Source organism: Pseudomonas sp. GW821-FHT03E01, from assembly GCF_059420765.1.
Genome location: NZ_JBWKUI010000010.1, coordinates 242913 through 264680, shown reverse-complemented (window position 1 = coordinate 264680; position 21768 = coordinate 242913). Strand labels below are relative to the sequence as shown.

The following is a 21768-nucleotide window of genomic DNA, read 5'->3' as shown; positions in this document are numbered from 1 at the left end:
GGTTGTTTTGCCATTACTCGCGCAAGGATCGCGCGGGCCGCAGCACTCCATGGAGGGAGATGACATGCATCAGCAAGGTTTCAGCCTGATCGGACTGCTCATGGGACTGACGATTGTCGGGATTGTTCTGCACTTGGTCAGTCCGGCGTTCGCTGCACTGACGGAATCGAATCATCGGGAGCAGGCGGCCGAGTCGCTGATCAGTGGGATTCGCCAGGCCAGAACCCTGGCCATAACCCGCAACCAGAACGTGGTCATTCATGGCATCAACGGCGATTGGAGCCAGGGCTGGCGGATCATTCTGGACATCAGCGGCAAAGGGCCAGAGGACAGCAGCAATCCGCTACTGGTCGAGCGCGCAGGTGATGCGCGGACGCCGATTGTCGGCAATTGGTGGGTCAGGCGTTTCGTGCGGTTCAGCAGTCTGGGCCAACCGCTGATGCCCGGGCGGGCATTTCAGGCAGGGACGCTACATATTTGCTCGGCTCGCGAGCCGGTCAGCCAGCTCCAGGTGGTGCTGGCGGCGAGCGGTCGAGTGCGCCTGGCCAACCGTAAGGCTGAGCAGGCGCTGTGTCGAAAGGCGAAAAGTATTACAGCAGCGAACGCACGCGCAGCTCTTTAGGCATGGAGAAGGTGATGTTCTCCTCGCGACCGGCCAGTTCATCGGCACCCGTGGCACCCCAGGCCTGCAATTGCTGGATCACGCCACGTACCAGCACTTCCGGAGCGGAGGCACCGGCCGTGATGCCAATACGCTCGACACCGTCGAACCAGCTCTTTTGCAAGTCTTCGGCACCGTCGATCAGATAGGCCGGGGTGGCCATGCGTTCGGCCAGTTCACGCAGACGATTGGAGTTGGAGCTGTTCGGGCTGCCAACCACCAGCACCACGTCGCATTCGTCCGCCAGTTGCTTGACGGCGTCCTGACGGTTTTGCGTGGCATAACAGATATCGTCCTTGCGCGGACCGCCGATCGCCGGAAAACGCGCACGCAGGGCGTCGATCACGCGACTGGTGTCGTCCATGGACAGGGTGGTCTGGGTAACGAAAGCCAGCTTTTCAGGGTTGTTCACCTGCAATTCGGCGACATCTTTCTCGTCTTCGACCAGATAGATCGCGCCACCATTGCTGCCATCGTACTGGCCCATGGTGCCTTCGACTTCCGGATGGCCGGCATGACCGATAAGGATGCATTCACGGCCGTCGCGGCTGTAACGCGCGACTTCGATGTGCACCTTGGTCACCAGCGGGCAGGTCGCGTCGAACACCTTCAGGCCACGACCTGTGGCTTCGGTACGCACGGCCTGGGAAACGCCGTGGGCGCTGAAGATCACGATCACGTCATCCGGTACCTGATCCAGTTCCTCGACGAAGATCGCCCCACGGGCACGCAGGTCTTCGACCACGAATTTGTTGTGGACCACTTCGTGGCGCACGTAGATTGGCGGCCCGAAGACTTCCAGGGCGCGGTTGACGATTTCGATCGCCCGGTCCACGCCGGCGCAGAAGCCACGGGGGTTGGCGAGTTTGATTTGCATGCTGTGCCTCGTGTCTTGCGCGCAAGAAGTTAGATCATTGTAGGAGCAGAGCTTGCTCGCGAAAGCGGTGTGTCAGTCAACATTGATGCTGAATGTGATGACGCCTTCGCGAGCAAGCTCTGCTCCTACAGGTGACCGTATTCGGTCAGTTACAACGCTTTGACGTTGATGATCTCGACGTCAAAGGTCAAGGTCTTACCGGCGAGCGGGTGGTTGAAGTCGATGGTCACTTGCGCGTCATCGAATTCCTTCACCACGCCTGGCAGCTCGGTATTGGCCGCATCATTGAAGATCACCAGCAATCCTGGCGACAGTTCCATGTCCTGGAACTGCGAGCGCGGGATGATCTGCACGTTTTGCGGGTTAGGCTGGCCAAAGGCGCTTTCCGGCTCGATGGACAGGCTGCGCTTGTCGCCGGCCTTGAAGCCGAAAAGCGCGGCCTCGAAGCCTGGCAACAGGTTGCCGTCACCGACCTTGAAGGTCGCCGGGGCTTTGTCGAAAGTGCTGTCGACGGTGTCGCCGTTCTCCAGGCGCAATGCAAAGTGCAAGGTGACTTCCGTGTTCTGGCCGATACGTTGTTCAGCCAATACCTGTTCAGTCATGAACGGTCTCTCCGGTCTTCTTACTTTTGAACATATCCAGCGCGAGCATTACGGCACCGACAGAAATGGCGCTGTCAGCAAAGTTGAACGCCGGGAAATACCAGCGGTTCTGCCAGTGCACCAGAATGAAATCGATCACATGGCCCAAGGCAATGCGGTCGTACAGATTGCCCAGCGCGCCACCCAGCACCAAGGCAAGCGCAATCGCCAGCCAGGTGTCGTTGCGCCCCAGGCGCTTGAGCCAAATCACCAGCACCGCACTGACCACCACCGCGATCAAGGCAAACAACCAGCGCTGCCAGCCGGAGCTGTCAGCCAGGAAGCTGAACGCCGCACCGGTGTTGTAGGCCAGGGTCCAGCTGAACAAATCGGGGATCACCACGATTTGCTGGTACATCTCGAGCTTGCCTTCGAAGTAGAACTTGCTGGCCTGGTCAATGACCAGGACCAGCAAACTCAACCAGAGCCAGCTCAGCCGTCCGAAACGGCCAGCCGCATTAGGCATAGTGACGAACCTCGCCCGCGCCGCTGATGTTGTCGACACAACGACCGCAGATTTCCGGATGTTCCGGGTTCACACCGACGTCTTCACGGCAGTGCCAGCAGCGGGCGCACTTGACGTGAGCCGACTTGACGATCTTGAGCTTCAGGCCGCTGACTTCGGTGACCACGGCATCGGCCGGTGCCTGCACCAATGGCGCAACACTGGCGGTCGAAGTGATCAGCACGAAACGCAGTTCGTTGCTCAGCTTGGCCAGGTCGGCGCTCAGCGCGTCTTCGGCGAACAGCGTCACTTCGGCTTGCAGGTTGCCACCGACGGCCTTGGCTGCACGCTGGATTTCCATTTCCTTGTTGACCGCAACCTTGACCGCCATGATCCGGTCCCAGTAAGCGCGATCCAGCTCGAAGCCTTCCGGCAGTTCGCTCAGGCCTTCGTACCAGGTGTTGAGCATCACAGACTCGTTACGCTCGCCCGGCAGGTATTGCCACAGCTCGTCGGCGGTGAACGCCAGGATCGGCGCGATCCAGCGCACCAGCGCTTCGGAGATGTGGAACAGCGCAGTCTGGCACGAACGACGGGCCTTGCTGTCGGCGCCAGTGGTGTACTGGCGGTCCTTGATGATGTCCAGGTAGAAACCGCCCAACTCCTGCACGCAGAAGTTGTGGATCTTGGAGTAAACGTTCCAGAAACGGTATTCGCCGTAGTGTTCCTGCAGCTCGCGTTGCAGCAACAGCGTGCGATCCACGGCCCAACGGTCCAGGGCGAGCATTTCTTCGGCCGGCAGGAGGTCGGTGGCCGGGTTGAAACCGGTCAGGTTGGAAAGCAGGAAACGCGCGGTGTTACGGATGCGCCGGTAGGCGTCCGCACTGCGTTGCAGGATCTGCTCGGAAACCGCCATCTCACCCGAGTAGTCGGTAGACGCTACCCACAGACGCATGATGTCGGCGCCCAGGGTGTCGTTGACCTTCTGCGGCGCGATCACGTTGCCCAGGGACTTGGACATTTTGCGACCGGATTCGTCGACGGTGAAACCGTGGGTCAGCAGCTCGCGGTACGGTGCGTGGTCGTCGATGGCGCAACCGGTCAGCAACGACGAGTGGAACCAGCCGCGGTGCTGGTCCGAGCCTTCCAGGTACAGGTCGGCGCGAGGGCCGGTCTCGTGGCCCATCGGGTGCGAACCGCGCAGGACGTGCCAGTGCGTGGTGCCCGAGTCGAACCAGACGTCCAGGGTGTCGCTGATCTTGTCGTACAGCGGCGCTTCGTCACCGAGCAACTCAGCGGCGTCCATCTTGAACCAGGCTTCGATGCCTTCGACTTCGACGCGCTGGGCGACGATTTCCATCAGTTCGACGGTGCGTGGGTGCAGTTCGCCGCTTTCCTTGTTCAGGAAGAACGGGATCGGCACGCCCCAGTTGCGCTGACGGGAGATGCACCAGTCCGGACGGTTGGCGATCATCGAGTGCAGGCGCGCCTGGCCCCAGGCCGGGACGAATTTGGTGTCTTCGATGGCTTTGATCGCGCGTTTGCGCAGGGTGTCGCCCGCTGCTGGCTCTTTGTCCATGCCGATGAACCACTGCGCGGTGGCGCGATAGATCAGCGGGGTCTTGTGACGCCAGCAATGCATGTAGCTGTGTTCGATGGTGGTGGTGTGCAGCAGCGCGCCGACTTCGGTCAGTTTATCGACGATGGCGGGGTTGGCCTTCCAGATGAACTGGCCGCCGAAGAACTCCAGCGATGGCACATACACGCCATTGCTTTGCACCGGATTGATGATGTCATCGTTGACCATGCCGTACTTCTTGCAGGTCACGAAGTCGTCTACGCCGTAGGCTGGCGAGGAGTGAACCACGCCGGTGCCCGCGCCCAGCTCAACGTAGTCGGCCAGGTAAACCGGCGACAGGCGATCGTAGAACGGGTGACGGAAGTTGATCAGTTCCAGCGCTTTACCGGTGGTGGTGGCGATCACTGAACCTTCCAGGCTGTAGCGGGCCAGGCAGGACTCGACCAATTCTTCAGCCAGTACCAGCAGCTTGTCGCCGACGTCGACCAGGGCGTAGTTGAACTCCGGGTGAACGTTCAGCGCCTGGTTGGCCGGGATAGTCCACGGAGTGGTGGTCCAGATCACGATCGAAGCAGGTTTGCCCAACGACGGCAGACCGAACGCGGCAGCCAGCTTGGCTTCGTCGGCGATCGGGAAGGCCACGTCGATGGTCGCGGACTTTTTGTTCTCGTACTCGACTTCCGCTTCAGCCAGGGCCGAACCGCAGTCAAAGCACCAGTTCACAGGCTTCAGGCCCTTGAACACGAAGCCAGCCTTGACGATTTCCGCCAGGGCGCGGATTTCACCGGCCTCGTTTTTGAAGTCCATGGTCTTGTACGGGTTGGCGAAGTCGCCCAACACGCCCAGACGGATGAATTCGGACTTCTGGCCTTCGATCTGCTCGGTGGCGTAGGCACGGCACAGTTCGCGGGTCTTGTCGGCGCCCAGGTTCTTGCCATGGGTCACTTCGACTTTGTGCTCGATCGGCAGGCCGTGGCAGTCCCAGCCCGGAACATAAGGTGCGTCGAAACCCGACAGGGTTTTCGAGCGGATGATCATGTCCTTGAGAATCTTGTTCAGCGCATGACCGATGTGAATCGTGCCGTTGGCGTACGGAGGACCGTCGTGCAGTACGAACTTCGGACGATCCTTGCCAATCTCGCGCAACTTACCGTACAGGCCAATGCTGTCCCAGCGCTGCAGAATCTGCGGTTCGCGCTGAGGCAGGCCGGCCTTCATTGGGAAGGCGGTGTCCGGAAGGTTTAGCGTGGCTTTATAGTCGGTCATTTAAGGCTCTTCATTAGCGATTGGCGCTAGGTGCGACAGGGCACGGGCGGCGGCGATATCCGCATTGATCGCCGTCTTAAGCGCCTCCAGAGAGGCGAAACGCTGCTCTTCACGCAGCTTGTGGTGGAAAACCACCGTCAAACGCCGGTCATACAGATCGCCGGCAAAATCTAAAAGGTGCACTTCGAGGTGAGCTTTGCCATCCCCTTCGACCGTTGGCCGCACACCAATATTGGCGACGCCTGGCCAGGTCTTGCCATCGATGTCGACGCTGACCAGGTAAACCCCGCTCAACGGCACACGACGACGCTTGAGTTGTACGTTGGCCGTGGGCGTACCCAACTGGCGCGCCAGCTTCTGGCCATGCAGGACCCGACCGGCAATCCGGTACGGGCGACCGAGCAGTTGCTCGGCCAAGGCGAAATCGGCAGCGGCCAGGGCATTGCGGACCTGAGTGCTGCTGACACGAATGCCGTCCAGCTCGACGGTCTGCGCCGCTTCGACGGTAAAGCCCTGAAGGACGCCGGCCTGTTGCAAGTAGTCGAAATCCCCCAACCGGTCGCAGCCAAATCGGAAATCGTCACCGACTTCCAGATGCTGCACCCCGAGGCCGTCCACCAGAATGGTATCGACGAACTCTCTGGCGCTGAGTTTGCTCAGGCGATGGTTGAAAGCCAGGCACAACACCCGGTCGACACCCTCTTCGGCCAGCAGCTGCAGTTTGTCCCGCAAACGGGCCAGACGGGCCGGGGCGGTGTCCGGAGCGAAGAACTCCCGCGGCTGCGGCTCGAAAATCACCACGCAGCTGGGCACGCCCAACTCGAGCGCACGCTCTCGCAGCCGGACCAGGATAGCCTGGTGGCCACGGTGAACACCGTCAAAGTTGCCAATAGTGGCGACACAGCCCCGATGCTGGGGGCGCAGGTTGTGGAGACCTCGAACCAGCTGCATAACGCGCTTCTTGCTCATAAAGTGGTCGATTATAACCACACCCGGCGGCCGACGACAGGCAACACCGTAACCCAAAGTAATCGAGCCGACAAAACTGCCGGTTCGCCCATGATTATCGAGATAACGTCTTCAGCTCAAGGCCTTGCGATTGAAGTCGCGCAAACGGAAGCCCATCAACAGCAACATGCCGAAATACGCCACGACGCCTGCGATCACCAATGCACCCAGACGCAGCAGTCGCTCAAGCATAGGCCCCTGCCCCCAGGCCGGCATAAAGTGCATCGCACCCAGCAATACTGCAGACATCACCGCTACCGCCACCAGCAATTTGAGCCCGAACTTCGCCCAGCCCGGTTGCGGCTGATACATCTGCTGCTTGCGCAATTGATAAAACAGCAAACCGGCGTTGATGCAGGCACCCGCGCTGATGGCAAGGGCCAGGCCGGCGTGCGCCAGCGGACCGATCAGCACCAGGTTGAACAGCTGAGTGACGATCAGGGTGAAAATCGCGATTTTCACCGGAGTGCGGATGTTTTGTTGCGCATAGAAGCCCGGCGCCAGCACTTTGATCACGATAATCCCCAGCAAGCCGACGGAATAAGCGATCAACGCGCGTTGAGTCATGGCCGCATCGAAAGCACTGAACTGGCCATACTGGAACAGTGAAGCCGTCAGTGGTTCAGACAGAATCCCCAGCGCCAGGGAACACGGCAACACCAGCATGAAGCACAGGCGCAGCCCCCAATCGAGGATTCGCGAGTATTCGTGGCGATCCTGGCTGGCATAGGTCTTGGCCAGGGTCGGCAACAAAATCGTGCCCAGCGCCACACCCAGCACGCCGGATGGCAATTCCATCAGGCGGTCGGCGTAATACATCCAGGACACGGAGCCGGCCACCAGAAACGAGGCAAAAATAGTATTGATGATCAGCGAAATCTGACTCACCGAAACGCCGATGATCGCGGGCAGCATCTGTTTCATGACCCGCCAGACACCGCTATCGCGCAGGTTCAAACGCGGCAGTACCAGCATGCCGATTTTTTTCAGGTGCGGCAGTTGATAGAGCAGCTGCGCCAGCCCACCCACCAGAACGGCCCAGCCCAGCGCCATCACCGGCGGATCGAAATACGGCGTCAGGAATACCGCAAAGATGATCATGCTGACATTGAGCAGGGTCGGCACGAAGGCCGGCACCGAGAAGCGGTTCCAGGTGTTGAGGATCGCCCCGGCCAGCGACGACAGGGAGATCAGCAATATATAAGGGAAAGTGACCCGCAGCAGATCGGTTGTCAGCCGGAATTTTTCAGGAGAATCGACGAAACCCGGTGCCGTGGCCCAGATAACCCAGGGGGCGGCGAGCATGCCCAACGCAGTGACCAGCGCCAGTACCAGTGTCAGCAGGCCTGAGACGTAGGCAATGAAGGTTCGCGCCGCCTCCTCGCCCTTTTGGCTTTTGTATTCGGCAAGAATCGGCACAAACGCCTGGGAAAATGCCCCTTCGGCGAAGATCCGCCGCAGCAGATTGGGCAGCTTGAAGGCGATAAAGAAGGCGTCAGTCGCCATTCCGGCACCAAATGCACGGGCGATTAGAGTGTCACGAACAAACCCCAACACCCGGGAAAGCATCGTGATAGAGCTGACAGCGGCCAACGATTTGAGCAGATTCATTGAAAGAGTTTGTGCCTGTCGATAAACAGCAGGCGAACAACGCGCCCACTTATGCGATACTCCGCGCCGCAACAGCACAGAGCCAAAGCTCGCGAGTTTACAGGTCGCGCGCCGGAAAGAAATATCCAGCGCACCGTCCCCTTGAAAACGTAGCGAGCGAAGGCAAGACAAGGCGAAAGCAGGCGAGAAAGCGGAGTTGACTTTAGTCAATGAGCATTTCGAGTCTGCTTTCAACGCTGTATTGCCGAGCGCAGTAGTTTTCATGGGGCCGGAACCGGCCACTTAGCGGAACGTCTCTTCCGCCCTTGACAAGACATCAACTCATCGGCATGATTCGCGGCCTATTTTGTTTGCTATTTCCTAAAAAGTCTTTCGAGGAGCTCGACGGTGGCCAACACACCTTCCGCCAAAAAACGTGCAAAACAGGCTGAGAAGCGTCGCAGCCACAACGCCAGCCTGCGTTCCATGGTTCGTACCTACATCAAGAATGTAGTTAAAGCCATCGACGCAAAAGACGCTGCTAAAGCTCAAGCTGCTTACGTTCTGGCCGTGCCAGTTATCGACCGTATGGCCGATAAAGGCATCATCCACAAGAACAAAGCTGCTCGCCATAAGAGCCGCCTGAATGGCCACGTCAAGGCCCTGAACGTTGCCGCTGCTGCCTAAGCGACGCGCTCGTTAAAAAACCGACCTCAGGGTCGGTTTTTTATTGCCTGCGATTTATTAAATACAATGCAAAAAAAATGTGGGAGCAAGCAGACTCACCCCCACACCTGGACCTTCGTTATCTTACTGAGCGTGCGTCCACGGCAGAATCGGAATTGCCGTCACTGCATTCTGCGGACTGCCCTCGATCAAGCGATCGCTGTAGACCAGATACACCAGGGTATTGCGCTTCTTGTCGAGGAATCGCACTACCTGCATAGTCTTGAATACCAGCGAGGTGCGCTCCTTGAATACCTCCTCGCCATCCTTGAGCTCACCCTTGAAGCTGATCGGCCCGACCTGGCGACATGCAATAGACGCCTCGGCGCGATCCTCGGCCAATCCCAGACCACCTTTCACGCCACCCGTCTTGGCACGCGACAAGTAACAGGTCACGCCCTCCACTTTCGGATCATCAAACGCCTCGACAACAATACGGTCGTTCGGGCCAACGAATTTGAACACCGTCGACACCTGGCCAATTTCCTCGGCCGAGGCCAGCAACGGCATCGCCAACAACAAGCCCAATAATCCTTTTGCCACACGCATTCAGGTATTCCTTCAGACCAGAATCAGGTTATCCCGGTGAACCAGCTCCGGCTCCGCCATGTAACCCAACAGACCGATAATCGCCTCAGACGACTGACCGATGATTTTTTGTGCTTCCAGAGCACTGTAGTTAGCCAGGCCACGAGCGATTTCACGACCGTCCGGCGCCACACAGACCACCATTTCGCCGCGACGGAAGCTGCCCTGGACCAGCTTTACACCTACCGGCAGTAAACTTTTGTTGCCCTGAGACAGCGCGGTCACCGCACCCGCGTCCAGCACCAGCGTGCCGCGAGTCTGCAGATGCCCGGCCAGCCACTGTTTGCGGGCCGCCAGCATGCCGCGCTCAGGCGACAGCAAAGTGCCGATGCGCTCGCCAGCCTTGAGGCGATCCAGCACTCGCTCAATACGCCCACCAACGATGATGGTGTGCGCACCAGAGCGCGCCGCCAGACGCGCAGCGCGCAGCTTGGTCTGCATGCCGCCACGCCCCAGCGCACCACCAGTACCACCGGCTACCGCATCGAGCGCCGGATCGTCGGCCCGCGCCTCATAAATCAGCTTGGCGTCGGGATTGTTGCGTGGATCAGCATCGAACATGCCATCGCGATCGGTGAGGATCACCAGCAAATCGGCTTCGACCAGATTCGCCACCAGCGCCGCCAACGTGTCGTTGTCGCCGAAACGGATTTCGTCAGTGACCACGGTGTCGTTTTCGTTGATCACCGGGATCACCTTCAACTCGACCAGCGCACGCAGGGTGCTACGAGCATTCAGGTAGCGCTTGCGGTCGGACAAATCGTCGTGAGTCAGGAGAATCTGTGCGGTATGCCGACCATGTTCGGCGAAGCTCGACTCCCAGGCCTGCACCAACCCCATCTGACCGATGGCGGCAGCCGCCTGCAACTCGTGCATCGCACTGGGTCGTGAGGTCCAGCCCAGACGGCTCATGCCCGCCGCCACTGCCCCGGAGGACACCAGCACCAGTTCAACGCCCGCCTCATGCAGGGCAACCATCTGCTCGACCCAGACACCCATTGCTGCGCGATCCAGGCCTTTGCCGTCCGCCGTCAGCAAAGCGCTGCCGATCTTCACGACCCAACGCTGCGCACCTGTCACCTTGCTCCGCATCATCTTCAACCTTAGCTTGAGGGCAGCGCGACCTGGCACTGCCCGTGACGTTATTCGTGGTTCTTCGTGACCAACAGTCGATTTCCAGATACTAAAACGCCGCTCCAGTGAGCGGCGCTTAAGTTTATCGCAACGAATCAGTCACGCACGTAAATGATTTCCGGACCGTCTTCGTCATCCACATCTTCTTCGTCCCAATCGTCGTCACCGATGTCATGGACCGACTTCACGCCGCTGCGGCGCAGAGCACGCTGATCGTCCAGCGCCTGCAACTGGGCGCGCGCTTCATCTTCGATGCGCTGATCGAGCTCAGCCAGCTCTTCCTTGTAGGCCGGGTCGTTAGCCAGGCGATCGGCGCGATCTTCCAGGTAACGCATGATGTCGTGGCACAGACGCTCGGTGCCTTGCTTGGCGATCGCCGAGATCACATAGACCGGACCAGTCCACTCCAGACGATCAACGATCTCCTTGACGCGAGCATCGTGCTCTTCCTCAAGGATCTGGTCACACTTGTTCAGCACCAGCCAGCGATCACGCTCGGCCAGGGACGGGCTGAACTTGGTCAGCTCGCTGACGATCACTTCAGCGGCATCCGGCGCACTGGTGTCATCCAGCGGCGCCATGTCGACGAGGTGCAGCAGCAGACGCGTACGCGACAAGTGCTTGAGGAAGCGAATCCCCAGGCCCGCGCCGTCGGAAGCACCTTCGATCAAGCCCGGAATATCCGCGACCACGAAGCTCTTCCAGCGATCGACACTGACCACACCCAGGTTCGGCACCAATGTGGTGAACGGGTAGTCGGCGACTTTCGGCTTGGCGGCCGACACCGAGCGAATGAAGGTACTTTTGCCGGCGTTCGGCAAACCGAGCAGACCGACGTCCGCCAACACCTTCATTTCCAGTTTCAGGTCGCGCTGCTCACCCGGCTTGCCCGGCGTAGTCTGGCGCGGCGCACGGTTGGTACTGGATTTGAAACGAGTGTTACCCAGACCGTGCCAGCCGCCCTGAACCACCATCAGCTTCTGGCCGGCCTTGGTCAGGTCGCCAATGACTTCCTGGGTGGCAGAGTCGATCACTGTGGTACCTACCGGCACCCGCAGGATCAGATCCTCACCTTTTTTGCCGGTGCAGTCGGTACTACCACCGTTGGAACCGCGCTCGGCATCGAAGTGGCGGGTGTAACGGTAGTCGACCAGGGTGTTCAGGTTTTCGTCGGCCATCATGTAGATGGAACCACCATCACCACCGTCGCCGCCGTTCGGGCCGCCGTTTTCGATGAATTTTTCTCGACGGAAACTCATGCAACCGTTGCCACCGTCGCCGGCCTTTACTCGAATCGATACTTCATCAACAAACTTCATAACAAAACGCCTCTCGCCATACGGACGAGCCGAAAAACAACCAAGACATAAGACTCTTGCAAAAATGAGCGCAGCGACCTCAATCAACGACCGCCAATACAGCGCTGGAGCCCATCACAAACAGCTTTGCAAGAGACTCACCCCACAAACGAAAAAGCCCCGTCGCAAGACAGGGCTTTTCCAGCGATCGCGCAATTAAGCTGCGACGACGCTCACGTAACGACGACCGAAGGCGCCTTTTACTTCAAACTTGATCACGCCTTCGATTTTCGCGAAGAGGGTGTGATCTTTACCCATACCAACGCCGTAGCCAGCGTGGAATTGGGTGCCGCGCTGACGCACGATGATGTTACCGGCCTTGATGACCTGGCCGCCATACATCTTGACGCCAAGGCGTTTGGCTTCTGAGTCGCGACCGTTACGGGTACTACCACCAGCTTTTTTGTGTGCCATGAGTTCAATTCTCCTAGTGAGGAATTAGGCTGATTAAGCCTGAATACCGGTGATTTTGATCTCGGTGTACCACTGGCGGTGGCCCATACGCTTCATGTGGTGCTTACGGCGACGGAACTTGATGATGCGGACTTTATCGTGACGACCTTGGGAGATCACTTCAGCCACAACGGTAGCGCCAGGAACAACTGGAGCGCCGATATTCACGTCGTCGCCATTGGCAACCAACAGAACGCGATCAAAAGTTACGGATTCGCCGGTAGCGATTTCCAGTTTTTCGATCTTCAGGTATTCACCTGGAGCAACTTTGTACTGCTTGCCACCAGTAACGATTACTGCATAAGACATGGTATTTCTCCGATAATCCTGCTCACCCAGCTCTTTATAAGAAGAGGTATTGGCTGGCATGGCTGCATAAGGCTGGAAGGCCTGTTTGCAATTGCGTAAGGCAGGTGCTGCCCAGGAAGTTCAGGGTGCGCGATTGTACGCAAGCTACTCTGGCGTTGCAAGTGGCCGTCCATCGCGCCTTGACAGGCCCGGACGTGGGTCCTAGCATGCCGCGCAACCCTTCTGGAGCAACTGTCGCTGATGCAACCCCAAGCTTTCTACCGCGCGGTGGCGGACGATTTTAGCGCCGTCGACGGCATCATCAAGAAGCAGCTGACTTCCCGAGTGCCGCTGGTATCGAAAATCGGCGACTACATTACCTCGGCTGGCGGCAAACGCCTGCGTCCCTTGCTCGTGTTGCTGTGCGGCAAGGCACTGGGCCGCGAAGGCGATGACCTGCGCCTGCTGGCCGCGACCATCGAGTTTCTGCACACCGCCACCCTGCTGCACGACGACGTCGTCGACATGTCCGGCATGCGCCGTGGCCGTTCGACCGCCAATGCCATGTGGGGCAACGCGCCGAGCGTGCTGGTGGGCGACTTCCTGTATTCGCGTTCTTTCGAAATGATGGTCGAACTGGGCTCCATGCCGGTAATGAAGATCCTTTCGCAAGCCACGCGCATCATCGCTGAAGGCGAGGTGCTACAGCTGTCGAAGGTCCGCGACGCCAGCACCACCGAAGAAACCTACATGGAAGTCATTCGCGGCAAAACCGCGATGCTCTTCGAGGCTTCGACCCACAGTGCCGCGGCCCTGGCCGGCGCCTCGCTGGAACAGAGCGAAGCGCTACGCACCTTCGGCGATCACCTGGGCGTGGCCTTCCAACTGGTCGATGACCTGCTGGACTACCGTGGCGACGCCGAGACCCTGGGCAAGAACGTCGGTGACGATCTGGCCGAGGGCAAGCCGACGCTGCCGCTGATCTACACCATGCGCGAAGGCACTCCGGAGCAGGCCGCACTGGTTCGTCAGGCGATCCAGAAAGGTGGCATCGAAGACCTGGAAAGCATTCGCGAAGCGGTCGAAGCTTCCGGCTCACTGGATTACACCGCGCAACTGGCCCGCGACTACGTGGCCCGTGCGATCAAGTGCCTCGGCGCCCTGCCCGCCAGCGAATACCGCGATGCGCTGGTGGAATTGAGTGAATTTGCGGTCGCTCGCACGCACTGATATTCATAGCAAATTCAAAAGATCGCAGCCCTCGGCAGCTCCACATGGGTACACCAAGGAGCTGCCGAAGGCTGCGATCTTTTGCTGTTCGCTCCCTCCTGCGATAAATCCCTATATAATGTGCGCTTTTTAGCCATCCTGAATCCAAGGAGCTTTAGTGAGCACGTTGCCACCCTGCCCGAAATGCAATTCCGAATACACCTACGAAGACGGCGCACAGCTGATCTGCCCGGAGTGCGCCCATGAGTGGTCCGCCACTGGCGAAGCCGAAGTAGCGTCCGACGATACCGTGAAAAAGGACTCGGTCGGCAATGTGCTGCAGGACGGCGATACCATCACCGTGATCAAGGACCTCAAGGTCAAAGGCACTTCCCTGGTGGTCAAGGTCGGCACCAAGGTCAAGAACATCCGCCTGTGCGATGGCGACCACGACATCGACTGCAAGATCGACGGCATCGGCCCGATGAAACTCAAATCCGAGTTCGTCAGAAAAGTCTGAGCCCGCTGTATTCCATCCCGCGCCCTGCGTGGGATGGTGCTTTGCCCTTCCCGCCTCACCCAGCACTCCTCGCAATAGCCAAACGCCAGCCGTTTTGACCTTACGCAATCCTTACCCGATAAAAAACGCAAACCGCCAATAGGCCCTTGCTATTTAATGAATAGGAATTATTCTCATTGAACCCAATCAATGGAGATGAGACCCATGACTTATTTGATCGATGCCTGGCTGGACCGCCCACATCCCTACCTCAGAATCCTGCATCGGGAAACCGGGGAAGTCTGTGCGGTGCTTGAAGAAGAAGCCTTGAACGAGCTGCAGGATCAGGGTGATCTGGACGTCAACGGCCTGAGTTCCAGCGAGCCGGTGGTGCTCAAGGAACTGGTGCGCAATCTGTTTCTGTTTTGCTATGCCCGGGCGTTGCGCCCGAGTCATGATCTGAATACCAAGTTCGAGGTATGAAGATCATTTGTAAAAATGCCGGAGCTGGCCCTGCAGGAGCGGGCCAGCTCCAACACCGGGATTACAGAACGTCGAGCAGTTCGACGTCGAATACCAGTACGCTGTGCGGCGGAATGCTGCCAACGCCTTGAGCGCCGTAAGCCAGTTCGCTCGGCACGTACAGACGCCATTTGCTGCCCGCGTTCATCAGTTGCAGGGCTTCGGTCCAGCCAGCGATAACGCCGCCTACCGGGAATTCTGCAGGCTGGCCGCGCTCGTAGGAGCTGTCGAACACAGTGCCGTCGATCAGAGTGCCGTGGTAGTGCGTGCGCACTTGATCTTCACGGGTTGGCTTGGCGCCTTCACCTTGAGTCAGCACTTCAAATTGCAGGCCCGAAGCCAGAGTAGTGATGCCTTCACGCTTGGCGTTTTCAGCCAGGAAAGCCAGGCCTTCGCCAGCAGCAGCTTCAGCCTTGGCAGCCGCTTCAGCTTGCATGATCTCGCGGATCACTTTGAAGCTGGCGGACATTTCTTCCTGACCCACACGGCTTGGCTTGCCGGCGAACGCGTCGGTCAGACCAGCCAGGATTGCGTCCAGGCTCACGCCCGGTGGCGGATTGTCACGCAGCTGGTCGCCCAACTGACGGCCAATGCCGTAGCTGACGCGGGTTTCATCGGTGGACAGATTTACTTCGGACATGACACTGCTCCGCTGTGCGGACGGCCCTGGAACTTGCCGTGCGTGCACAGCGCATCCCGGATCGCCCGGAATCAAAAGGGCGAGCAGACTAGCACAGATGCCGCCACGTTGATGAGCGGCGTCAGCCCTGTTACGCAGAACGGAAGGTGCTCGGTAATTTCGGACTTTCCTCGGCGCTGGTACCGCACATTTCATCATGGGCCGAGGTACATACAACGTTGAATGGCTTGGGACAGTCGTGAAGCACTTCACGCGCATGCTCGACCGACCGCAGCTGCAATGTCTCGCCATGAGCATCGAGCACTGGATGCGCCGCACCATGCATCCGAGCCTCCAGCACGTAGAACACGCCTTCCATCGAGATCAGGTTCAACTCATCGATCTTTCCGGCGATGGCAAACGCATTCAACTCTTGCAGGTTCATGAGCGCACCTCACGCAGTGGAGAGCCAGGGTTCTTACAGGGATATGCCTCGACGCGCCAAAGTACAAGCCACAAACGACACCGCCCGTCTGTTTCGCAACAGACGGGCGGTGCGGTGGACCGAGTAAGGACGGATCAGTGCTTGGTCAGCTTGTCCAGATAACCCATGGCAAACGCCGACACCACGAAGGTCATGTGGATGATCACGTACCACTGCAAATGCTCAGGATCGACGTTCTTGGCGTCCATGAAAATCCGCAGCAAGTGGATCGACGAAATTGCCACGATGGAAGCCGCGACCTTCATCTTCAACGAAGACGAATCCATGGTGCCCAACCAGTTGAGCTTCTCCTTGCTGTCGTCGATATCCAGTTCGGAAACGAAGTTCTCGTAACCGGAGATCATCACCATCACCAGCAAGCCGCCTACCAGCGCCATGTCGATCAGCGACAACAACACCAGAATCAGATCCGACTCGGCCATCGAGAACACGTTAGGGATGACGTGGATGACTTCCTGGAAGAATTTCAGTGCCAACGCCAGCAAGCCCAGCGACAAACCGAAATAGATCGGCGCCAGCAACCAGCGGGAGGCGTACATTGTATTTTCGATAAAGCGTTCCATTGAATCTCACACAAGGGGCTGGAAATGGCGGCGAGTATAACAGCCGCCTGTTACACCCAGAAACCGCCGGAAAATCCGCAACCTGCGTGTGTGTGACAAAGTTTTTCTGCTAGTGTCCAGATCAATGACAGGTCAGCGACATCGGACAGGAAAACTGGAAATGGATGTGCGATTGCCCTTAACGAGTGCAGGACTTTGCCTCGCATTGCTGCTCGGTGGTTGTTCACCCAGCGATGAGAAACGCCAGGTCAGCCTCGAAGAAAAGACCGCGCAGTTCGAAAAGTCTCTGGAGGCGATCAAGGATCCGAAACTCAAGGACGTCGTGACCGAACTCGGCGGTTCACTGCTGCTGCTCGAGCGAGCGCAACTCAAGCTCGACAGTAAACCGGTGGTCACCGAATACGGCGAAGATGCCCTCGCCGTATTCAAGCACTACCCCACGCCCCAGGCGCTGGTCGACACTTACATAAACGGGCTGTTCGTGCTGCACAAGGAGTCCAGCTCGGATTACCTGACCGATCTGCAACCAGTATTCCCCCTCCACTTCAACGCCCCTGGCGCATTCCTTTTCCCTCATGACCTGGAATGGCAATCGGTGACCCTCAGCAACAAGCGCGTCATCGCGTTTCAGCCGGAATGGTCGGAAACCGATCCCGGCATTCAGCTGAGCCCGTCGAGCTCCAACCTGACCAACCCCGATGACTTGACGGTGACCTACCCCTTCATCGAAGGCCTGGGTGTGGACAAAAAGCACCTGCCACAACCAGTGAGCCTGCAAGGCAAGGTGGAGGTCATCGCCCCACGCCGAATCTACAGCTTCGACCTGACAAAAAAGGACGTCGGCCAGACGCGCACCAATGACAACCTCAGTGTCACGCTGCTGAAACTTGAAAAAAACCATGCCGAAATCGAATTCAGTAACAGCGCACCACCGGCCCCCGAGGTTCGCGATACACCGCCCAACTCGCTGATCGTTCAGGCCAGGGACAGCACCGGGCAATTCCTCTCGCGCTCGGGCGCGATCAATGAAACCGCCACGCAAATTGCGTTCTATCAAAAACAACTGGCGCAAATGCAACAGCAGAAAGCCTGGAGCGAAGCGTTCGAAAAACAGCTCGAGGACGACCAGCGTGCCTTTGAAAAACAACAAACCCGACAGTATGCCAAGGTGTACTTCAATGGACCGATCGACACGCTCGAAGTCAGCCTGCTGGATTTCTCGGCGGTCACGGTGACCCGCAAGAACCTGGACCTGCCAGTACGCCGCTTCGACCCGCACACGACGGAAAAAACCATCCAGCCACTGACCTTGCCCGTGGTGGTATACGACGACCAGGCTGCGACCTGGCTCAAGGGTGCGACGCTGGACGAGAACCAACTGAAAAAAAGCATCAGTATCAGCCAGTCGATCGACGACCCGAGCGCCGCGCGCATCGATTTCGATCACCCCAGAAGTTTCAATGATGAACTGCTCGGCACCTCGTTCAATCCCGGCGAAAGTCCCGTGACGTTCTTTACCCAAGACAGCAATGGCCGGCGCGATGGGCCGATCGAGCTGCCACCGGAGGCGTATCAGGTCGACCCGCTACGCGGCAGCATCACCTACGATCTGAATCTGTTTGCAGAAACTCCGGCCTACGCGGTGGGCTCCATGCCGCTGTTCCTGGCGACTGTCGACAAGCAAACCTACGACGCCCCCCAACTGCCCAAGGGCCTGACGCTCAAAGGGAATGAGTTGGTGGTTGATCTGAAGCTGTTCCCCGACCAGGATTGGCGCTTTTTCGCCAAGGACGACAGTGGCAACTATCTGAAGGAGATTCTTTCGGTCAGTCACGACGCGAACGCGCAAGGTCCGGGGTTATTCGCAGTGCATTACTTCTACGGCCAGCCCACACGTCTGGAAACTTATCAGCGAACCAACCTCACCACCGTGCAATACGGTTTCGAGGTCAAACTCGACAAGACCGAGCCAGGTAACCTGGATCAATAGCCTGGATCAGCCTTCAGGTCGAAACCCGGGACCGGCAAGGTTGTGGAAACGGCCACCGTTGATCTCTCGCAACTGGGCTTGCAGGTGCAGGCACCAGATTTGCGGGTCATCGGCCAGCTCGTAGCCATGCAGGGTCAGACTTTCGACGATGGTGTCGAGGATCGATTCAGCCACGACCGGCCCACGGAACGGGCCTTGAGCCTTGATGGCTGAAGGTTGCTCGCCGGCCATTCCGGCGGCAAAAAGCAAGGTCCACATGCCCGTATCTCCCGCCAGCGGGCGGATAGCACATTCGATACGGGTCACAAGGCCCAGGCATTGACGGGTGAGGCAGAGGTTGCGCGACATGGCGGCGACCCTCGGTAGATCCGGTATTCAGCCTCCACGGGAAGGCTGTCTCGATCCAGTGATAACTGTCGATATCCTTGAGCAGAGAATAGAAGAAAAGTTCAGCTCGCACGCGGCCCGCAGCCAGAAGGCGCCGAGTGGTCGCCGTGCAAATATTGACGCCAGAGATGTGACGAGGGGGCTTGCCCCGTTGGGCTGCGAAGCGGCCCCGAAATTAATCAGACAGACCTCATCGCCGATTTGACGACTGCTACGCAGCCGAACGGGGCGGTGCGGCGGTCCGACAAGCTCCCTCGCCACAGGGAGCCTCCTCAGTTTCGAGATTGACTCAGGCCGGTTTGACTTCCAGCAAGGCTTCCTGCGCCAACTCTTTTTCGGCCTCCTTGAGGTCTTCGTCGCTGACCATTTCCGCGATCACCCGCAAGCGTTCCACCACCCGCGCGTTGACGCTGCCCTCGGGAAAGTCGCCATTCTCATCCGGCGTACCGGCCGGCTCGCCGACCAGCAGGCTCAGGGCTTCGTCGGCCTGGCGCACCGCGTAGACATGGAACTGCCCCGCGCGCACCGCCGCCAGCACCTTCTCGTCAAGCATCAGCGTGGCGACGTTGGCCTGAGGAATGATCGCTCCCTGCTCGCCCGTCAGGCCGCGAGCCTCGCAGAGCCGGAAGAAGCCTTCGATCTTCTCGTTGACCCCGCCTACCGCCTGCACTTCACCGAACTGGTTGATCGAACCGGTAATCGCAAAGCACTGCTTGAGTGGAGTTTTCGACAAGGCCGAGATCAGCGTGCAGGCCTCGCCCAACGATGCGCTGTCGCCGTCGACGTAACCGTAGGACTGCTCCAGGGCGATGCTTGCGGAAATCGCCAACGGGAATTCCTGGGCATAGCGGCTGCCCAGGTACCCGGTGAGGATCATCACGCCTTTGGAGTGAATCGGCTGGCCGAGGTTGACCTCGCGCTCGATGTCGACGATGCCGCTGCCGCCCGGATACACCGTGGCGGAAATCCGCGCCGGTATCCCGAAGGCCGAATCGCCGACTTCCAGTACCGTCAGCCCGTTGCACTTGCCGACCGCCGCGCCATCGGTGTCGATCAGAATGATCCCGGCCAGCATGTCATCGAGAATCCGCGCCGAAACTCGTCCGGTACGGGTAGCCTTGGCCTTGAGCGCACGCTCGATGTGCCCGGCGTCAGTCATCTCGTCACCCGCCAGGTCGCGGATGAAATCCGCCTCGCTGACCAGTTGGAACAGATCGCCGATTCGCGCCGACAAACGTCCCTGGTGCTCGGCCAGACGTGCGCTGTAAGTCGCCAGACGCGCCACCGCATCCGCGGTCAGCGGCGCCATGCCTTCTTCCGAGGTACGGGTTTTGAGCAACTGGGCGAACTGCTCCAGGCTTTCGTCGACCATCGGAATGTCTTCGTCGAAATCCACCAGGACGCGGAACATCTCCTGGAAGTCCGGATCGAGGTCTTGCAGCGTGTAGTAGAGCTGCCGGGCGCCGATGATCACGACTTTGACCTGCAACGGAATGTGTTGCGGCGTCAGCGTCACGGTGGCCAGACGGCCCAGCTCACCCAGCGGGGATTCCATTTTCAGCTTGCGCGATTGCAAGGCACGCTTGAGCGCATCCCACACGAATGGCTCGCTGAGCATTTTTTCCGCTTCAAGGATCAGGAAACCGCCGTTGGCCCGGTGCAATGCACCCGGTCGCAACTGCCGATAGGTGGTGTAGAGCGCGCCCTGATCGGTGCTGTATTCGATGCGGCCGAACAGGTTGTCGTAGGTCGGGTGCGGCTCGAACACCACCGGCGCACCGCCGCTGTGCGGATGCCCGACCACCAGGCTCGGGGCGTATTGCTCTTCAAGCAATTTGCGGGCGATGGCGTCGGTCTTGCTGTCATCCACCAGTTGCTCGACCACCGTTTTGAGCAGGTACACCTGCATCGCTTGCAAGTAACCGCAAACCCCTGCGTTTTCCGCATACTTTTCCGACAGCGGCGCCAGCAAGGGCTGCAAGGCCAGGGTGATGGTTTCTTCGTTGAGCTGGCGCAGCTGATTGCTCGACTCGCGCTTCCATTGCGGCAGGCTGGCGAGCTCTTCGTTCAACCGCTCTTCGAGCCCGGAAATGTCATCGTGAAAGCGCTCGCGCTCGGCTTCCGGCAACTGGGCGAATTCCGCCTCATCCAGGGCCTTGCCTTCGCTCATCGGGGTGAAGGCAATGTTGCTGCTGTCGCGGTAGAGCGCGACGTCTTTCTCCAGCGCCAGACGCTCGATCACATCCAGCGCACGGTCATAACGCTGGTTGAACGCACGGTCGATGGCGCTTTTCTTCTGCTGGTAGGACGGGTGCTCGAATACTGCCGGAAAGGTCGCCAGCAGGTTGTCGATCAAGCCGTTGATGTCACCGATAAAAGCGCCGGCGGTGCCCGACGGCAATTCCAGGGCGCGAGGCTCGCGAGGCTCATCGAAATTATTGACGTAGACCCAGTCGGCCGGGGTCTGCAGGCGTTTGCCTTCGGCCTTGAGGTAGCGTTTGACGAACGAAAACCGGCCGGTGCCGGGCTCGCCCATGACGAACACGTTGTAACCGGGGCGCGGCATGGCCACACCGAACTGCAAGGCTTCGACCGCACGTTCCTGGCCAAGCACACCGCGGAAGGGCTCCAGATCATTGGTGGTAGAGAAGCTGAACTGTTCAGCGGAAAACGGACGGGTCAGCGCTTCAGGCGCTAGACGCAAGCTGGCAGCAACAGGATCAGGCATCGGGCTTCCTTACATCAGGCGGGGCAGATAACGGCATTCTGGCGCTGCCCGTACCCACTGGCAAGGCGCACCTCAAGCCAAAGCTTAGACAAGCCCCCATCCACGGGCCGCGCGGGTCAAAATCAAGGTTTT

At 59.0% G+C, this 21768-nt stretch carries 22 protein-coding genes; 6 read left to right on the top strand and 16 right to left on the bottom strand.

The window, feature by feature from the left end:
- Window positions 1–64 precede the first annotated feature (64 nt).
- A complete protein-coding gene (locus AC07VO_RS18770; protein WP_064620453.1) occupies window positions 65–622 on the top strand; it encodes a GspH/FimT family pseudopilin in 558 nt (185 codons plus the stop codon).
- On the opposite strand, the gene ispH is transcribed toward AC07VO_RS18770, so the two are convergent.
- The 6 genes from ispH to murJ all read right to left on the bottom strand — a co-directional run bounded on the left by ispH (window position 591) and on the right by murJ (window position 8088).
- Window positions 591–1538 (bottom strand): 4-hydroxy-3-methylbut-2-enyl diphosphate reductase, encoded by a 948-nt coding sequence (gene ispH, locus AC07VO_RS18765; protein WP_064620456.1) that lies wholly within the window; start codon window positions 1536–1538, stop codon window positions 591–593. The genes AC07VO_RS18770 and ispH overlap by 32 nt on opposite strands.
- A 149-nt stretch (window positions 1539–1687) precedes the next feature.
- Window positions 1688–2125, bottom strand: coding sequence for an FKBP-type peptidyl-prolyl cis-trans isomerase (fkpB, locus tag AC07VO_RS18760; protein WP_173861149.1), 438 nt, complete (start codon window positions 2123–2125; stop codon window positions 1688–1690).
- 7 nt (window positions 2126–2132) lie between these two features.
- Window positions 2133–2645 (bottom strand): signal peptidase II, encoded by a 513-nt coding sequence (gene lspA / locus AC07VO_RS18755; protein WP_019581266.1) that lies wholly within the window; start codon window positions 2643–2645, stop codon window positions 2133–2135.
- Entirely contained in the window at window positions 2638–5469 is a 2832-nt protein-coding gene (ileS, locus tag AC07VO_RS18750; RefSeq protein ID WP_086945908.1) for an isoleucine--tRNA ligase, read from the bottom strand. The genes lspA and ileS overlap by 8 nt, the downstream gene beginning before the upstream one ends.
- Window positions 5470–6420, bottom strand: coding sequence for a bifunctional riboflavin kinase/FAD synthetase (gene ribF, locus AC07VO_RS18745; RefSeq protein WP_018925885.1), 951 nt, complete (start codon window positions 6418–6420; stop codon window positions 5470–5472). It lies immediately after the preceding gene.
- A gap of 129 nt (window positions 6421–6549) precedes the next feature.
- Window positions 6550–8088, bottom strand: a complete 1539-nt coding sequence (gene murJ, locus AC07VO_RS18740) for a murein biosynthesis integral membrane protein MurJ (protein ID WP_086945910.1) — start codon at window positions 8086–8088, stop codon at window positions 6550–6552.
- A gap of 387 nt (window positions 8089–8475) precedes the next feature.
- On the opposite strand from murJ, the gene rpsT reads away from it, so the two are divergent.
- On the top strand, window positions 8476–8754 hold the full coding sequence (rpsT, locus tag AC07VO_RS18735; RefSeq protein ID WP_007901883.1) for a 30S ribosomal protein S20: 279 nt from the start codon (window positions 8476–8478) through the stop codon (window positions 8752–8754).
- A gap of 123 nt (window positions 8755–8877) precedes the next feature.
- On the opposite strand, the gene AC07VO_RS18730 is transcribed toward rpsT, so the two are convergent.
- The 5 genes from AC07VO_RS18730 to rplU all read right to left on the bottom strand — a co-directional run bounded on the left by AC07VO_RS18730 (window position 8878) and on the right by rplU (window position 12635).
- Complete coding sequence (locus AC07VO_RS18730; RefSeq protein ID WP_018925883.1) at window positions 8878–9342, bottom strand: CreA family protein; 465 nt, start codon at window positions 9340–9342, stop codon at window positions 8878–8880.
- A gap of 12 nt (window positions 9343–9354) precedes the next feature.
- Complete coding sequence (proB, locus tag AC07VO_RS18725; RefSeq protein WP_007938428.1) at window positions 9355–10473, bottom strand: glutamate 5-kinase; 1119 nt, start codon at window positions 10471–10473, stop codon at window positions 9355–9357.
- Between the two features lie 137 nt (window positions 10474–10610).
- A complete protein-coding gene (gene cgtA, locus AC07VO_RS18720; protein ID WP_018925882.1) occupies window positions 10611–11834 on the bottom strand; it encodes an Obg family GTPase CgtA in 1224 nt (407 codons plus the stop codon).
- Between the two features lie 195 nt (window positions 11835–12029).
- On the bottom strand, window positions 12030–12287 hold the full coding sequence (gene rpmA, locus AC07VO_RS18715; protein ID WP_003228360.1) for a 50S ribosomal protein L27: 258 nt from the start codon (window positions 12285–12287) through the stop codon (window positions 12030–12032).
- A gap of 33 nt (window positions 12288–12320) precedes the next feature.
- On the bottom strand, window positions 12321–12635 hold the full coding sequence (gene rplU / locus AC07VO_RS18710) for a 50S ribosomal protein L21 (RefSeq protein WP_007901869.1): 315 nt from the start codon (window positions 12633–12635) through the stop codon (window positions 12321–12323).
- Window positions 12636–12875: 240 nt separating this feature from the next.
- On the opposite strand from rplU, the gene AC07VO_RS18705 reads away from it, so the two are divergent.
- The 3 genes from AC07VO_RS18705 (at window position 12876) to AC07VO_RS18695 (ending at window position 14805) form a co-directional block, all read left to right on the top strand.
- Window positions 12876–13844 (top strand): polyprenyl synthetase family protein, encoded by a 969-nt coding sequence (locus tag AC07VO_RS18705; RefSeq protein WP_018925881.1) that lies wholly within the window; start codon window positions 12876–12878, stop codon window positions 13842–13844.
- 157 nt (window positions 13845–14001) lie between these two features.
- On the top strand, window positions 14002–14343 hold the full coding sequence (locus AC07VO_RS18700; RefSeq protein ID WP_018925880.1) for a zinc ribbon domain-containing protein YjdM: 342 nt from the start codon (window positions 14002–14004) through the stop codon (window positions 14341–14343).
- A 204-nt stretch (window positions 14344–14547) separates the two neighbouring features.
- Complete coding sequence (locus tag AC07VO_RS18695; RefSeq protein ID WP_018925879.1) at window positions 14548–14805, top strand: PA4570 family protein; 258 nt, start codon at window positions 14548–14550, stop codon at window positions 14803–14805.
- A 61-nt stretch (window positions 14806–14866) separates the two neighbouring features.
- Here AC07VO_RS18695 and bamJ read toward each other — a convergent pair whose 3' ends face one another.
- The 3 genes from bamJ to AC07VO_RS18680 form a co-directional block, all read right to left on the bottom strand.
- Window positions 14867–15484, bottom strand: coding sequence for a BamJ family beta-barrel-assembly machinery protein (bamJ, locus tag AC07VO_RS18690; protein ID WP_007938433.1), 618 nt, complete (start codon window positions 15482–15484; stop codon window positions 14867–14869).
- Window positions 15485–15614: 130 nt separating this feature from the next.
- Window positions 15615–15908, bottom strand: coding sequence for a DUF6482 family protein (locus AC07VO_RS18685; RefSeq protein WP_018925878.1), 294 nt, complete (start codon window positions 15906–15908; stop codon window positions 15615–15617).
- Between the two features lie 134 nt (window positions 15909–16042).
- Window positions 16043–16531, bottom strand: a complete 489-nt coding sequence (locus AC07VO_RS18680; RefSeq protein ID WP_007938436.1) for a TIGR00645 family protein — start codon at window positions 16529–16531, stop codon at window positions 16043–16045.
- A 160-nt stretch (window positions 16532–16691) separates the two neighbouring features.
- Between AC07VO_RS18680 and AC07VO_RS18675 the strand changes: the two genes are divergently transcribed.
- A complete protein-coding gene (locus AC07VO_RS18675; protein ID WP_086945911.1) occupies window positions 16692–18521 on the top strand; it encodes a hypothetical protein in 1830 nt (609 codons plus the stop codon).
- A gap of 6 nt (window positions 18522–18527) precedes the next feature.
- Here the strand turns inward: AC07VO_RS18675 and AC07VO_RS18670 are convergent, their stop codons facing one another.
- Together AC07VO_RS18670 and AC07VO_RS18665 are read right to left on the bottom strand one after the other, a co-directional pair.
- Entirely contained in the window at window positions 18528–18869 is a 342-nt protein-coding gene (locus AC07VO_RS18670) for a PA4575 family protein (RefSeq protein WP_019581273.1), read from the bottom strand.
- A gap of 328 nt (window positions 18870–19197) precedes the next feature.
- Entirely contained in the window at window positions 19198–21636 is a 2439-nt protein-coding gene (locus AC07VO_RS18665) for a Lon protease family protein (RefSeq protein ID WP_018925874.1), read from the bottom strand.
- Window positions 21637–21768 lie beyond the last annotated feature (132 nt).

Excerpts from the sequence above, each read along its gene's own strand:
- AC07VO_RS18770 (WP_064620453.1), top strand. The coding sequence starts at position 65 with ATGCATCAGCAAGGTTTCAGCCTGATCGGACTGCTCATGGGACTGACG.
- ispH (WP_064620456.1), bottom strand. The coding sequence starts at position 1,538 with ATGCAAATCAAACTCGCCAACCCCCGTGGCTTCTGCGCCGGCGTGGAC.
- lspA (WP_019581266.1), bottom strand. The coding sequence starts at position 2,645 with ATGCCTAATGCGGCTGGCCGTTTCGGACGGCTGAGCTGGCTCTGGTTG.
- ileS (WP_086945908.1), bottom strand. The coding sequence starts at position 5,469 with ATGACCGACTATAAAGCCACGCTAAACCTTCCGGACACCGCCTTCCCA.
- ribF (WP_018925885.1), bottom strand. The coding sequence starts at position 6,420 with ATGCAGCTGGTTCGAGGTCTCCACAACCTGCGCCCCCAGCATCGGGGC.
- murJ (WP_086945910.1), bottom strand. The coding sequence starts at position 8,088 with ATGAATCTGCTCAAATCGTTGGCCGCTGTCAGCTCTATCACGATGCTT.
- AC07VO_RS18730 (WP_018925883.1), bottom strand. The coding sequence starts at position 9,342 with ATGCGTGTGGCAAAAGGATTATTGGGCTTGTTGTTGGCGATGCCGTTG.
- proB (WP_007938428.1), bottom strand. The coding sequence starts at position 10,473 with ATGCGGAGCAAGGTGACAGGTGCGCAGCGTTGGGTCGTGAAGATCGGC.
- cgtA (WP_018925882.1), bottom strand. The coding sequence starts at position 11,834 with ATGAAGTTTGTTGATGAAGTATCGATTCGAGTAAAGGCCGGCGACGGT.
- rpmA (WP_003228360.1), bottom strand. The coding sequence starts at position 12,287 with ATGGCACACAAAAAAGCTGGTGGTAGTACCCGTAACGGTCGCGACTCA.
- rplU (WP_007901869.1), bottom strand. The coding sequence starts at position 12,635 with ATGTCTTATGCAGTAATCGTTACTGGTGGCAAGCAGTACAAAGTTGCT.
- AC07VO_RS18705 (WP_018925881.1), top strand. The coding sequence starts at position 12,876 with ATGCAACCCCAAGCTTTCTACCGCGCGGTGGCGGACGATTTTAGCGCC.
- AC07VO_RS18695 (WP_018925879.1), top strand. The coding sequence starts at position 14,548 with ATGACTTATTTGATCGATGCCTGGCTGGACCGCCCACATCCCTACCTC.
- bamJ (WP_007938433.1), bottom strand. The coding sequence starts at position 15,484 with ATGTCCGAAGTAAATCTGTCCACCGATGAAACCCGCGTCAGCTACGGC.
- AC07VO_RS18685 (WP_018925878.1), bottom strand. The coding sequence starts at position 15,908 with ATGAACCTGCAAGAGTTGAATGCGTTTGCCATCGCCGGAAAGATCGAT.
- AC07VO_RS18680 (WP_007938436.1), bottom strand. The coding sequence starts at position 16,531 with ATGGAACGCTTTATCGAAAATACAATGTACGCCTCCCGCTGGTTGCTG.
- AC07VO_RS18675 (WP_086945911.1), top strand. The coding sequence starts at position 16,692 with ATGGATGTGCGATTGCCCTTAACGAGTGCAGGACTTTGCCTCGCATTG.
- AC07VO_RS18670 (WP_019581273.1), bottom strand. The coding sequence starts at position 18,869 with ATGTCGCGCAACCTCTGCCTCACCCGTCAATGCCTGGGCCTTGTGACC.
- AC07VO_RS18665 (WP_018925874.1), bottom strand. The coding sequence starts at position 21,636 with ATGCCTGATCCTGTTGCTGCCAGCTTGCGTCTAGCGCCTGAAGCGCTG.